The following is a 13,828-nucleotide window of genomic DNA, read 5'->3' as shown; positions in this document are numbered from 1 at the left end:
TATTTCAGAGATGCGATTGGTATAACAAACGCATCCAGGTCTTAACATCAATTAAAAAAGTAGCATATGGAATTACAACCATCCCTGGTAGAATATGGCTTTCGAAGGGTAATCATTACAATCACAGCCGTTATGTGTGCGCTTCTGGAGATTGTCGATACGACGATCGTGAACGTGGCACTGAACGATATGCGGGGGAATTTGGGAGGAACGCTTTCCGAAGTGAGCTGGGTTATCACAGCCTACGCCATTGGTAACGTGATCATTGTGCCCATGACGAGCTGGCTTTCACAACAATTTGGCCGTCGTAATTATTTCGCAGCCTCCATCATCATTTTTACCGTAGCCTCGTTTTGTTGTGGAAATTCAGATAACATCTGGGAACTCGTATTTTTCCGTCTGATTCAGGGTTTTGGTGGCGGAGCACTTTTGGTAACTGCGCAAACGTTGATCACTGAAAGTTATCCGCCTGAAAAACGTGGTATGGCGCAGGCAATTTACGGTTTGGGTGTCATTGTTGGACCAACGCTGGGCCCGCCGCTGGGTGGCTATATCGTAGATAATTTTAGCTGGCCCTACATATTTTACATCAATCTTCCACTTGGAGCAATTGCAGCGCTTTTGACAATGCAATTTATTCGCAGCCCTAAATATTCTGAGAAAAAATCAGCCAGTGAAATTGACTGGTGGGGTATAGTACTGCTGGCTCTTGCTGTTGGTTCTTTACAATATGTTTTAGAAAAAGGTCAGGAAGATGACTGGTTCAACGACGAAATTATTATTATTTGCACAGTCACTGCGGTGCTCGGATTTTTCTTTTTTATCTGGCGCGAGTTAACTTATAAGAACCCAATCGTTGCCCTTCGGGTTTTGAAAAACAGCAATCTGTTGATCGGTACTATTCTTTCCTTTGTATTGGGTTTTGGACTTTATGGATCAACTTTCGTGATCCCGCTTTACACACAAGCGACGTTGGGCTGGACTGCGACCCAGTCCGGTATGCTGATGGTGCCGGCTGCGTTGGTAACAGCATTCTGTATGCCCATTGTCGGACAGCTGATTCAACGAGGCGTAAAGCAGCAATATCTGGTTGCCGGCGGCATGGTGGTTTTCTTTATTTACAGCATCTGGGGTTATTTTATCCTGACGCCTGATACCGGTTCTGATGCATTTTTCTGGATGCTAATTGTAAGAGGTGCAGGGCTCGGATTTTTGTTCGTACCGATTTCAACGCTGGCTTTATCAACATTGAAGGGTAGAGAAATAGGCGAGGGGGCAGCTTTCACAGGCATGATGCGTCAGCTGGGAGGATCATTCGGTGTGGCGGTTATCACCACCTATATTGCCAGACAAAACATGCAGCACAGAAGTGATCTGGTAAGTCGTCTTGATGTTAACAATCCTGTGGTTCAACAACGGGTTGAAGGGTTGCAAAGAAATTTTATGGCAAAAGGTATGAGCCCTGATGTTGCTTTGAAGAGTGGTTATCAAACGCTTGAATATAGTATTTACAAACAGGCGACTGTGCTTTCTTATATGGACGTTTTCCTGTTTTTAGGTTGTTTATTTTTATTCTGTGTTCCTTTTGTGCTAATGACAAGGAGCGGAAAAACCAAAATCGATCCGTCATCGGTTCATTAATAATAAGTGTTTGTTAATTTGGTATAGTAGTAGTTTAAAGAAGCTTCCCCGGTTCTGAAGGGAAGCTTCTTTTTTATTAACAGGTTCGTGAAGAGAGTAATTCCTCAGTATCTTTCGCTGGATTTTATTCTACTCCGGCTAAAATAATTCCTAAATATGCGTAAACTCTTTTGCGACGAAGCGTTATGATCAATCTTAAAAATCACATTCCTTACCGGTTTAAAGTTAATAATGATCAAATTGAGATACATTGGCTAAATACGGGAGACGTTACTTACTCAGCACCTTTTTTTGATGAAACCATATCCCGATGTCTTTCGCTAAATCCGGGAATGGCAAATTTTAAGTGTATATCCTCATTGGATAACATGATTGAAGCTGCCGAATATGCTGATGCTGTTCTGGTCACTTCCTTCATTTTTCATATCTCCCGATGCGGATCAACACTTTTGTCGCAATCGTTAAGCCTTTCGGAAGAAAATATTGTGTTGTCCGAAGTTCCTGTCTTTGATGCCATTTTACGGAGCAATCTTCTCGGGCTGGAAAAGAAAAAGGAAGTTCTTCTGGCTTTGGTGAAATTGTATGGGCAAAGGAGAAATGGTAAACAGAAAAAACTATATATAAAACTTGATAGCTGGTCGGTACACTATTGGCGACTGTTTCGGGAACTTTGGCCTGATGTGCCATTTCTGATGCTTTATCGTAATCCGATGGAGGTGCTTCAATCGCACCGAAAAAACGCTGGCATGCACGCTGTTCCCGTACTTTTGGAGCCGTGGCTATTTAATCTTGACACGGAGTCTGTTGCGGATCTGCGTGGAGACGAGTATTTGGCGAAGGTTTTAAATTATTATTTCTCAGCATTCATCGTGATGAAAAACAACGACAATCTCTGTGAAATACTGAGTTATCATCAGGGCATTGAGGGTATTGTAGCGACGATAGGTAAGTTTACGGGTGTTGCTTACAATGACGATTTTATGGATCTTGTCAAAAACAGATCACAGTATCATTCGAAAGACGATGGACGGTTATTCTCGGAAACTATGCCGGTCAATGCCATACCTGCGTATATGTTGCAGGCTTTTGAGAAATTCACAGCGCTTGAAAATATCCGGCAATCAAGCCAAAGGGAATGCTAAATAAGAAATTGCTTGTCTAAATCTTCTTCCATTTTCTTCGCCATCTTAACAGAAGTATCTGAACCTTGAAGATAAAGTGATTCAATAATTGCCTTTTGCAGATTGGGATCTAAAATCTCCGGCCGTTCACTGATCATCGGTGCCGTTGTAAAAAGTTGCGATAGCCAGTCATTGACTTCACAATCAATCACCAGATGGATCCGGTCGTTCGTGCCGTTATTTTCTACCGAATGGTAAAGATTTGCATTGATGTACCAGCATTCGCCGAGTCGCATTGGAAGTAATTCCCCGTCCAGGATGAACTGTACTTGTTCGTTTGTTTGCAAAGGAATATGAAGCCGAGCCTCCCCGTGTTCGTAGGAAAGCTCAGCGTCCCGATGTCGTAAAATTTTTGCGCCCGCCTTCAATCTCATAAGCCGGACAGATCTCAACGGACATTTGAAACTATCAAGTAGCAATTTAATGCCCGGAACAAAGTCCAGCAATGGCGAGGCTTTGAAATCTTCGCCGTGTAAGGCATCGGGAACGGTAGTATTTTTCCCGCCAGGTGAAATGAATGATAAAATGTTCCAGTCGCCCTGATACTGCGCGGTATTCAAGTGCGGATTCCAGTGCTCGCCGGAAAGATTCAAAAGATCCCCGGACAAATTTTGCAGGTCAGCAGCTAAGTCGATTTTGCAGAAACGTATCATAGTCCGATATTTATTTTGAACAACCAAAGATTGAATTAACAGAGAAACATTGCCACCTTAACTTATTTCAATAGCCTTCAACTCACTCAACCCAAGTTCTGCTTCGTTTTTCAAATCCGACAACTGCTCTTTCAGGTCAACCGGGCGAATGTTATTTTTAAGTTCACCTTCTATCTTTTTGTACTTATCTGCTGTTCCTAACAAGCCAACAGAAAACAATGACGACCGGAACTTATGCACGACCTGACGCAACTTTTCATTATCTCCCGAACTTTCCGCCTGATGAATCATTGAGGACTGGACTTCCAGCTCATCTTCAAAAAGTGAAATAAGTTCTCTTTGAAGATCAGGATCGCCGCCGGTAATTTCGTTTAGATACGTAATGTTTACAATATTAGTGCTCATAGAATCTTCATTGTGTTGGGTAATTGAATTCGTTTCATTAAAGTTCGTATTTTGTCTTCCTGTCAGGCTGGAAATAGTATGCAACAGTTCACTTTCCCGGAATGGTTTTGAAATATAACTGTTCGCTCCAATGCTCAGACATTCCTCCTTTTCTCCAACCATCGCGTGAGCAGTCATTGTGATAATCGGTAGTGTCTGAGAGATGGAGCTCCGGATTTTTTTGATTGCGGTATAGCCGTCCATAACCGGCATTTGAATATCCATCAAAACAAGATCATAAGCATTTTTTTCAATAGCCTCAATTGCTTCCTGACCATTGCTTACAATCGTGAGATCAATCGAAAGTCGATCAAAAATGGCTTCGAGGAGCTTTTGGTTCAAAAGGTTATCTTCTGCCGCTAAAACGTGGATATTGCCAATGGGAGCATGCTCGTTACCGAACGCTTCCTCACTGTCTGATAAAGTATAGTCCGTCACAACCTCAAACGGAAAATCCAGAATAAAAGTTGTTCCCTGACCAAACTGGCTCTCGACTTTAATAGTTCCGCCGAGGATTTGAACAAGAGATTTAACAATACTAAGTCCCAATCCGGTACCGCCGAAGAGCCTTGTTGTACTTTCCGATGCCTGAACAAACCGTTCGAAAATTTTAGCAACCTTATCCTCCGGAATACCAATTCCGCTATCGGTTATGGTAAAACGAATGGTTTGCAGATTATCTACAATTGGCGAAACGGGCATCGCCTGAATTTTTACAGAACCTTTTTCTGTAAATTTAATAGCATTTCCACACACATTTAAAAGTATCTGGGATATCCGGAGTTTGTCCGTTATGATCATTTCGGGTAGGTCAGGAGACAGATGACTTTCGTAATGAATGCCTTTTTCATTCGCCCGCTGATTAATGATAACTGATACCGATTCGATAAGCTCCGAAATGGAAGTGTTTGTTTTGTCAAGAATAACCTGTCCTGCCTCAATCTTGGAAAAGTCTAAAATATCGTTGATCAGTTCGAGCAGGTTTCTGCTGGCCATCCTGATATAACTCACGTAATCTTTACTTTTTTTATCAAATACCTGCTCTTCCAAAAGACTCGTGAACCCGATAATAGCATTCAGTGGTGTCCGGATTTCATGGCTTACATTGGAAAGAAATATATCTTTTACAAGAACTGACTTTTCCGCCAGAGACCGGGCTTTTTCAAGTGTTGCCTCATAATTTGCCCGTTCGGTTATATCTCTAAAAACAGAAATAGCATTTGTTATCTCTCCGTCTAACCCCAGAACCGGACGCACGCTGGTTTCCAAATGAACAAGCGCATTGTTTTTGATCAGATCAATTTTATTTCCATCGGATTTTTCACCTTCCAGTGCACGGCTTACAGGCAAAGTATCAGAAGTGAAACGGATATTATAAGTTAATGGATCAAGAAGGACCAATTTATTTACTTGTTCAGCAAGGGTTTCAAGTTTGCCTGTCAAACCAAGCATTTCCCGCCCGGATTGATTTAACAAAACAATTTCTTTATTGGTATTCAACACCATCACACCATCCGGAATGGCTTCGATATACTGAGCCAGTATTTGTTCTTTTTGCCTGATTTCCAGTTCCAGCTTTTGTTGTTTTTTTTGATTCCAAAGCAGGGATATTACAGCAAGAGCAGTTAGAAAAAATCCAAAAATGCTGGTTCCGGCAATAAATAAAGTTGTTTTCTTTTGTGTCTTTTGTATGAGTGCACGCTGTTGATTAAGATGGCTGTTTTCCGAATTCTCAATAGCGGCAATTTTGCTGGTCAACATTTTGTTGAGTCGGATACCTTCTCCCAGTTTTATCAGTTCAAAAGCTTTCTCTCTGCCTTGTTCGCGATAAACGTTCATTACGTTCTGGGTGTTTTTCACGATTTTTCCTGAAATTTCCAGTAACTCCCTTATGCGAAGCGTTTGTACTTTGTCACCCTTGACGAGGTTAAATAACGTATCGCTCATGCTTAAAAGTTTAACTTTTGTGGCATAAGTATCGGCCAGCAACATTTCGTTACCGGTTATCACATACTCATTCATGTTGGACTGCGCATCTTTAGTAGATAATCCAAAATTTGCAGTTTGATTAAGTATTCTGATGGTTACGCTAACGCTCTGATTGTGAAGAGACAAGTCTTGTACATTTTTGTATGCAAAGTATTGGGAAGCGAAGATTAAAATTAGCCCAATGAAAATACTAATGTACGACCACCGGAGTGCTTTGTCCTTAAATGAAGTTTGCATGCAGAAAATTGTTCCCGTTGAGTCTTACTTCAAATGTAGTGTTGTTACCTGAAAAGTAAAAATAATTTTACAGACGAAAAGAATATCTTGCAGATGTAATATTACAAACTGCAAACGAGCGAAGAGGGTCTATAAACTTTTTCAGCTCTTAAATTATAATCAGGAGCAGATGAAAATGCGCGGTTTTATAGGAGTTCCGTCTTAACAATCATCTAGGATAGGATTGTTAAGATCTCACTCAAATTGATTCAAAAACAGATTAAAGGGTAGAGACCATGCCATCGAATTTGGCAACCACATTTTTCCTGAAAGAAAGTGGAGCTGGACTTTTTAGATTCATGACTAACAGAACCAGGCCTTCTCTTGTTATCAAAATCGTTGGGTCCGGTTTCCCTGATGGCCATAAACTTGGAGACGGTATAAAATTACTCGTTTTAAACTCCGTGGTGCAGGTAAGCGTCTCGATTGATCTTAAAATATCATTATGAGACTTGCCGAATTGATCAGCAACTTCCGAAGAAGAGGTGGTTGGTTTTCCATTGTGGAAAGAGATGAAATACATGCCTATCTGAATTTGTTTACGTAATAAAAACAAATATCATACCAGGCACATACCATCGTTTCCATTTGCTGCACAAAATCAGCTGTAACGGTCATTACGCCACGGATAAGCTGTGTCCGAATAGCCCCTAAGCTCCCAGAAACCTAATTTATTTTTATTTAAAAATTCTATCCGGTTAATCCATTTGGCACCTTTCCAAGCGTAAAGTTGTGGAGTGATCATCCTCACAGGCCCGCCGTGATCTCTTTCCAGGGGCTTGTTGTCAGCAGTATGGACTAACAAGACATCATCTTTCAATGCTTCTTCAATGGAAATATTTGTTGTGTACTTATCATATCCGTGGCAGAGAATATGTGTGGCTGTCGATTTAGGAGATACCAAGGCAGCAAGGTCAGCGAGCCTCACACCAACCCAAGGAACGTCCATGCGAGACCAGGTGGTAACACAGTGAAAATCACTGACATCTTTCGTTTGCGGCAGGTTCATGAAATCCTGCCACGATAACTCCACAGGAGATTCAACTTCCCCGTTGATTGTTAGTTTCCAGTTTAAAAACGAAATATCTGGTTTAAAACCCAGATCCAGTACCGGCCATTTCGTAGTTTTTATTTGTCCAATCGGCAGCTGTGGCATACCGTGCCTGTTGATTGGCCCGGTTCCCATAGGTTGTTCGTCCGAGACAGATGGGGTCTGCAGCATTTTTTCCTCAAATCGTGCTTTAAGTTTTAACCTTGCCTCCACAATTTTGTCAAGCTTATTATCTTCAGCCATGAATTTTAAATTTAGTACAAATATTAATCTAACTCACTTAGCAGCCCGCTCAGATTCAAAATGCGGGTATACATTTCCAAAGTACCATCCTCCGTGACCGGCCATAGTTCTCTTGGCCGATCCCAGTATAATTCAATTCCATTGTTATCCGGATCGTTCAAATATAAAGCTTCAGAAACCCCATGGTCGCTTGCGCCGCTAAGCGGGTAATGTGAGTCGATAAGCCGTTTGTAAATCCGGGCCAGATCTTTCCTGGTTGGATATAAAATGGCCGTATGGAAAAGACCCACCCCGTCCCTGCTTGCCGGTGGGTAACCTTTGCTATACCAGGTATTTAATCCGATGTGATGATGGTAGCCGCCAGCAGAAATAAATGCAGCCTGATCCCCGTAACGAGCCGTCAACTCAAACCCCAGCAGGCCACAGTAAAAATCCAGCGCTTTTTCAAGATTCGAAACTTTTAGATGAACATGTCCGATACGTGTTTCTGCCGGGACTATGTATTCAGTGGGATTCATACGTGGTCATGTTAAAATAACAAAGCTTCATTGAAACTCTAATTTACAACCAATTTGAAATAAAACCGGTAAAAAATGAAGTGCTGTTTCTTTTATTCAAATACCATCATTTTATAAAAATTCATTGATGAACCGCCGCGAAGCATTTACCTCCATTCTGGCTGTCTCCTCGGCAGCAGTTACGCCTTTGGAAATAAACAAGACGAAGTCTGCACCTTTTATCTATTCCCTGAACATGAGCACCTTGCGTGGCCATAAGCTGGGTTTTAGAAAAGAGCTGGAAGTGGCAGCAAAAGCTGGATTTAAATCTGTGGAAATCTGGGTGAATACTTTGCAGGATTTTTTAAAAACAAATTCCACGAACGAAGCAAAACGTATCATCGATGATCTTGGGCTTAAAGTGGAAGATGCTATTGGGTTTGCAACCTGGATTGTTGATGACGAAAACGCACGTTCCAAGGCGCTGGAACAATTGAAATTGGAAATGGATCAGCTGGCACAAATTGGTTGTCCAAGAATAGCTGCACCGCCGATGGGCGCCACTACCGGCACGGCGTTGGAGCTTCCCAGAATGGCTGAACGTTACCGGAAGATCCTCGAATTAGGCGAACAGACGAAAGTTGTTCCTCATCTTGAATTGTGGGGTTTTTCAAAAAACCTGAGCCGTGTAGGGGAATTATTATACGTGGCCGTTGAGGCGGACCATCCCTCTGCCCGTGTTTTAATGGACGTTTACCATCTGCATAAAGGTGGATCCGGAATGGATAGTGTCAAAGATGTGGGAAAGCCTTTGATCGAAATTTTTCACATAAACGATTATCCCGAAACGCCTCCCCGCGACGCCATAACAGATGCTGACAGGATATACCCCGGCGACGGTGTTGCTCCGTTAAAAGGATTGCTGACTTCGCTGAAAAATCCCGAAATGCCGGTTATTCTTTCTTTTGAAGTGTTTAATAAGGATTATTATGCACAAGACGCACTTGTTGTTGCAAAAACAGGATTGGCAAAAATGATGAAGGTAACGGAAGGGATATAAGGTTTCTGTTAAAACCCATTGTAGGTAAGTGGACATTTTATCGTTATTTTTAGGTAAAATGTCTCTTATGAATAATTTAAAAGAACTTAGTGGGAATATATCAGTCAATGAAATGACCTGGCTGATACTGGGCGGTGAAAAATCGATTGGACAAAAACCGGTATCCGGCCTGGATTATTTGGTCGCAGCAACGTTAGGTATCCCAAAATCTTCAGATGAAAACCTTGCCAATGTTTTAAACATTCCAATGAGAGACATGGCGGTTTTATTAAATCTGTCCTACAAAACGCTCGCTAGAAAGAAGAAGGACGAAGTTTTTGGAAATCTGGTTTCCTCCCTCTCCGTGGAAATTGCTAATACCGTAGCAAAGGGTTTGGCCGTCTTTGAAGATACGGATAGGCTAAACAGGTGGCTTCACAAAGAAAACAAAGCTTTAAACGGACAGAAACCTTTTGACCTTTTGAATACTCCAACCGGTATTAAGTTGGTCAGTCAGATCTTAGGAAGGATCGAGGATGGAGTTTATTCATAAGACATGATTTTATATCGAATCGCAAAAAGGAAAGAAAGGGCGCAGGATCTCAGCGGGAGAGGTGCAGCAAATGAAGGAGGTCGATGGACTAGTGAGGGTGTTTTCGCGTTATATACCAGTGAAAGCCGAGCTCTGGCAATGCTTGAATTATTGGTGCATGTGGATGAAGCGGAACTACCGCCCAACCTTTTTGCAATGACGATCGAAGTGGAGAACGCTGCAAGATTTTATGAAAAGCCGGACGGGGAATGCCGGATGATTGGCGAATTACTGAAAATCTTGTTTTAAAGCAGCTCGGCGATGAATGCTTCAAAACAAGAAAATATATTGGCCTTAAAGTCAGAAGTGCGGTGAAGCCCCAGGAATATAATTATGTTCTTAATCCATTATTCCCGCGTTATTACGATCTTGTTCAAATTCTATCAATTGAACAATATAAAAAAGACAGGCGACTCTAATACTTTATTTTCGTTTAATAAATCTCATTCGCAGATGTAAGAATAACGGGCTTGCCATCCGTTACGATAATCGTATGCTCGTGCTGGGCGACGAAACCGCCCTTATTTCCAGTCATAGTCCATCCGTCTTTTCCATGATCTGCATAAGTGGACGCCGTTGAAATAAAGGTTTCAATAGCCACAACCGAGTTTTTTCTAAACCGCTGTTTGTTGTCATGAACATAACAATTCAGGATCTCGTGTGGATCTTCGTGCAGGCTTCGTCCAACACCATGTCCAGCGAGATTTTTAATCACTTTAAAACCCGATTTCCTCGCCTCCATCTCAATGAACCGGCCTATTTCGGAAATTTTTACGCCACCTTTAATCCGGCTGATTGCCTTTTGCAAAATCACTTTGGACGCATTAACCAGTGCTTTATGGTTATGAATATCTTCACCCAGAATAAACGAGCCGCCATTATCTGCCCAGAAGCCGTCAAGTTCTGCCGAGACGTCAATGTTAATCAGATCACCCTCCTTAAATATTTTGGTTTCAGACGGAATCCCATGTGCCACTTCATGGTTAACACTGATACACGTCCATCCTGGAAAACCATAAGTTAAACGCGGAGCCGATTTTGCCCCCATCTCGTTCAGGATTTTTCCTCCAAAATCATCAAGTTCTTTTGCCGTCATGCCTGGTCGCGCAAAGTCCCGCATTTGTTTTAAAGTGATTGCGACGGCTTCACTTATTTTTTGCATTCCTGATAATTCTGCGGCAGATGTAATTGACATAAATTTATTTCTTTAATCCAATAACCGGAACAGGTTTTAAAATCGAAATATTTCTGGCAGATAGGGTATACCGTTCACTGCAATTTCTAAATTCTGATCAGGCTTTATATTGATTAACCAGCGGTAACCTGTGGAAGGTTCCGGAATTGTGTGTTTTAATATAGATAGAAACCAAAAAAAATGAGTCGAGGGGAATTGTTGAAACGTATCTAGTATATTGGTTTACAAGTATTTAACAGTTGTTTTTAATTTCTAATTTTTTATTATAATTTTAATACTTCTTCTGCATAGAAACAATATCACCATGGCGAATTATAACTTAACAGTAAACAACAAAAAAATAAAGGTCGATGTGGAACCTGATATGCCTCTTTTGTGGGTATTGAGGGATTTTGCCGATTTGAAGGGAACCAAATTCGGATGCGGGATGGCGCTTTGTGGTGCTTGCACAGTTCATCTGGATGGTCAGCCCGCCCGCTCATGCCAGACACCCATTTCGAGTGTCTCGAAAACGACGAAGATTACAACAATCGAAGGAATTGGTGACGTTAAACTTCATGCGATTCAACAGGCCTGGATTGAAGAACAAGTGCCGCAATGCGGTTATTGTCAGTCAGGGCAGATTATGTCTGCGGTAGCGTTGCTAAAAGAAAAGCCGACTCCGACAGATGATGATATCGACTCGGCGATGAGCGGAAATCTTTGTCGTTGTGGTACGTACGATCGCATCCGTAAAGCGATTCACCGCGCAGCTGATACGATCAAGGTATCTGAAAAAGGCATTGGCAAGAATTAATTCCTTCACTCAAAGCGATATTAAAATTGGAAAATATAAAAGCAACACGCCGCGACTTTCTCAAAACGACCGGCCTGACATCCTTCGGACTCGCACTGGGGATATCTTCATTGGCCAAAGATGCAACGGTAAAGAAAATAATTCCAGCCATTTTAAAACTGGAGATTAATCCGTTCATCGTGATTGACACAGCCGGAAATATTACCATCATCAACCCTCGTCCGGATATGGGCCAGGGATCTACTCAGGCCGTGCCGTCTTTGCTGGCGGAGGAACTTGAAGTCAGCCTTGACCAGGTTAAAATTGCCCAGAGTGACGGAAAGGATAAATATGGAAATCAGACTTCCGGCGGTAGTAGTTCGGTAAGATCGCTCTGGGAACCTATCCGTAAGGCGGGGGCCGCTGCGCGTGAAATGCTAACGGAAGCTGCGGCAAAACGCTGGAACGTCCCAGTAAGCGAATGTGCTGCAAAAGACGGCGCGATCGTGCATAATCCGACCGGAAGAAGTCTTGGATATGGCGAACTCGCAGACGATGCTTCCAAACTGGAAGTACCTAAAAATCCGAAATTAAAAGATCCGAAAGATTTTAAAATCATCGGAAAATATAACAAACGTCTGGATGTTCCTGAGCGGGTTACGGGTAAGGCAGTTTACGGTATTGACGTTGATATCCCCGGTATGGTCTACGCCAGTATTTTGCATTCGCCGTCTCTTCATGGAAAAGTTGTTTCTATTGATGATGCAGAAGCGAAAAAGGTGAAAGGGGTTTTGAAAGTTATAAAAACGGAAAGACCTATGCCGCACAGGACTTCGGAGGCGGTAGCCGTGATCGGAACGAACTGGTGGGCAGCGCTGAAAGGGAAAAAAGCGCTGAATGTGAAGTGGGATAATGGCGATCTGGAAAAAACGATCAGCACGGAAAAATACTTTACTGAAACCTACGAAGCGGCTAAGAAGGATGGAATTAATTACGAAGAAAAAGGAGATTTTTCTGCAAAATATGCTGCCGCTGAAAAGAAACTGGAAGCAAATTATGAAACACCATTTTTAGCACATGCGCCAATTGAGCCTGAAAATGCGATTGTTCATGTGAAAGATGATGGTTCAGTTGAAATCTGGGCACCGGTGCAAGGGCCTGACTGGGCGCTGAGGGATGTCTGTGCGTACCTGAAAGTAGCTCCCGAAAAAGTAAAAATCAATGTGACTTTGCTGGGTGGAGCTTTTGGCAGAAAGGCGTATCACGATTTTCTGCTGGAAGCCTGCCATCTTTCCCGGGAACTGAAAAAACCTGTGAAGGTAATCTGGACACGTGAGGACGATATTTCACAAGGACCCTACCGTCCGGGTATGCTCAGCCATATGCAGGGTTTTGTAGAAAATGGAAACATAACAGGTTATCATCACCATGCCATAGGAGAATCGATTGTTGGTCAGGTTTTTAAAGGTTTGAAATCTGATGAGGCTGATCCCTGGCTGAGTGAGGAAATCAGTATGAACAATAACAAATACAGCTTTCCGGCTGCATCAAAAATCAGTTGGACAAACGTCAAAACGGATATTCCAATTGTTTGGTGGCGCTCGGTTTATGCCTCTAATTTTGGCTGGGGACAGGAATGTTTTATTGATGAACTGGCTCATCTTGCCGGAAAAGATCCTCTGAAAGCGCGGATGGAGCTGATTAAGGATGATCGCTTTAAAAAGGTGCTTGAAACGCTGGCCGAAAAAGCTGCCTGGGGAGAAAAACTTTCCGAAGGACAAGGTAAAGGAATCGCCGTTTTTAAATCATTTGACAGTATTTCGGCGACCTGTATCACGGTAACAAAAAAAGATCAGGGTGTGACAATCGATAAGGTTGTGACGGTGATCGATTGTGGTTATTATGTCAATCCGGATAACGTAAAGGCCCAGACAGAAGGCAATATTGTCATGGGTATCACAGCTGCGATAAAGGATGGAATCACCTTCACGAACGGTGTGTGTGATCAAAGTAATTACCATCAATATAATATCATGCGACTGAATGAAACGCCTAAAATGGAAATTCATATCGTGGACAGCGGCGCTAATCCGGGTGGGGTAGGAGAGCCAGGCCTACCTCCGATTGCACCTGCACTGGGTAATGCAATTTTTGCCGCGACAGGAAAAAGAATGCGGAAACTTCCTTTTGATATTAACAATCTGGCATAGTTGTTAATGTAATAAAAAATCGTCCCCTAGCTAAACCTAGCT

General features: G+C 42.3%; 13 protein-coding genes. 7 read left to right on the top strand and 6 right to left on the bottom strand.

Features of this window, described 5'->3' with window-relative positions; genetic code table 11:
- The first annotated feature begins 66 nt into the window (after positions 1–66).
- Positions 67–1,641 carry a DHA2 family efflux MFS transporter permease subunit gene (locus tag AC1XUO_RS22530; RefSeq protein ID WP_483332070.1) on the top strand — a complete coding sequence of 525 codons (1,575 nt, stop codon included), beginning with the start codon at positions 67–69 and terminating at the stop codon, positions 1,639–1,641.
- 185 nt (positions 1,642–1,826) lie between these two features.
- A complete protein-coding gene (locus AC1XUO_RS22525; RefSeq protein WP_483332068.1) occupies positions 1,827–2,783 on the top strand; it encodes a hypothetical protein in 957 nt (318 codons plus the stop codon).
- On the opposite strand, the gene AC1XUO_RS22520 is transcribed toward AC1XUO_RS22525, so the two are convergent.
- From AC1XUO_RS22520 to AC1XUO_RS22500, 5 genes are all read right to left on the bottom strand, one after another.
- Complete coding sequence (locus tag AC1XUO_RS22520; protein ID WP_483332066.1) at positions 2,780–3,475, bottom strand: aspartyl/asparaginyl beta-hydroxylase domain-containing protein; 696 nt, start codon at positions 3,473–3,475, stop codon at positions 2,780–2,782. The two genes, AC1XUO_RS22525 and AC1XUO_RS22520, sit on opposite strands and share 4 nt — an antisense overlap.
- A 57-nt stretch (positions 3,476–3,532) precedes the next feature.
- Entirely contained in the window at positions 3,533–6,145 is a 2,613-nt protein-coding gene (locus tag AC1XUO_RS22515) for an ATP-binding protein (RefSeq protein ID WP_483332065.1), read from the bottom strand.
- Between the two features lie 259 nt (positions 6,146–6,404).
- Entirely contained in the window at positions 6,405–6,707 is a 303-nt protein-coding gene (locus tag AC1XUO_RS22510) for a Rha family transcriptional regulator (protein ID WP_483332063.1), read from the bottom strand.
- Positions 6,708–6,785: 78 nt separating this feature from the next.
- A complete protein-coding gene (locus AC1XUO_RS22505) occupies positions 6,786–7,478 on the bottom strand; it encodes a molybdopterin-dependent oxidoreductase (protein ID WP_483332061.1) in 693 nt (230 codons plus the stop codon).
- Between the two features lie 23 nt (positions 7,479–7,501).
- The gene (locus tag AC1XUO_RS22500; RefSeq protein WP_483332059.1) at positions 7,502–7,996 is read right to left on the bottom strand and encodes a VOC family protein; all 495 of its coding nucleotides are present in this window, start codon (positions 7,994–7,996) and stop codon (positions 7,502–7,504) included.
- A 127-nt stretch (positions 7,997–8,123) separates the two neighbouring features.
- On the opposite strand from AC1XUO_RS22500, the gene AC1XUO_RS22495 reads away from it, so the two are divergent.
- From AC1XUO_RS22495 to AC1XUO_RS22485, 3 genes are all read left to right on the top strand, one after another.
- On the top strand, positions 8,124–9,035 hold the full coding sequence (locus tag AC1XUO_RS22495) for a sugar phosphate isomerase/epimerase family protein (RefSeq protein WP_483332058.1): 912 nt from the start codon (positions 8,124–8,126) through the stop codon (positions 9,033–9,035).
- Between the two features lie 67 nt (positions 9,036–9,102).
- A complete protein-coding gene (gene parS / locus AC1XUO_RS22490; RefSeq protein ID WP_483332056.1) occupies positions 9,103–9,567 on the top strand; it encodes a type II RES/Xre toxin-antitoxin system antitoxin in 465 nt (154 codons plus the stop codon).
- A gap of 3 nt (positions 9,568–9,570) precedes the next feature.
- Positions 9,571–9,855, top strand: a complete 285-nt coding sequence (locus tag AC1XUO_RS22485; RefSeq protein WP_483332054.1) for an RES family NAD+ phosphorylase — start codon at positions 9,571–9,573, stop codon at positions 9,853–9,855.
- Between the two features lie 184 nt (positions 9,856–10,039).
- Here AC1XUO_RS22485 and map read toward each other — a convergent pair whose 3' ends face one another.
- Positions 10,040–10,801 carry a type I methionyl aminopeptidase gene (gene map / locus AC1XUO_RS22480; protein ID WP_483332052.1) on the bottom strand — a complete coding sequence of 254 codons (762 nt, stop codon included), beginning with the start codon at positions 10,799–10,801 and terminating at the stop codon, positions 10,040–10,042.
- A gap of 304 nt (positions 10,802–11,105) precedes the next feature.
- On the opposite strand from map, the gene AC1XUO_RS22475 reads away from it, so the two are divergent.
- Positions 11,106–11,597, top strand: coding sequence for a (2Fe-2S)-binding protein (locus tag AC1XUO_RS22475; protein WP_483332050.1), 492 nt, complete (start codon positions 11,106–11,108; stop codon positions 11,595–11,597).
- 26 nt (positions 11,598–11,623) lie between these two features.
- Entirely contained in the window at positions 11,624–13,786 is a 2,163-nt protein-coding gene (locus AC1XUO_RS22470; protein ID WP_483332048.1) for a xanthine dehydrogenase family protein molybdopterin-binding subunit, read from the top strand.
- The last annotated feature ends 42 nt before the right edge of the window (positions 13,787–13,828 follow it).

The sequence above is a fragment of the Dyadobacter sp. HNCC25DJ186 genome (assembly GCF_056895235.1).
Note: the sequence above shows the minus strand (reverse complement) of the source record. Positions and strands in the feature narration are given on the sequence as shown.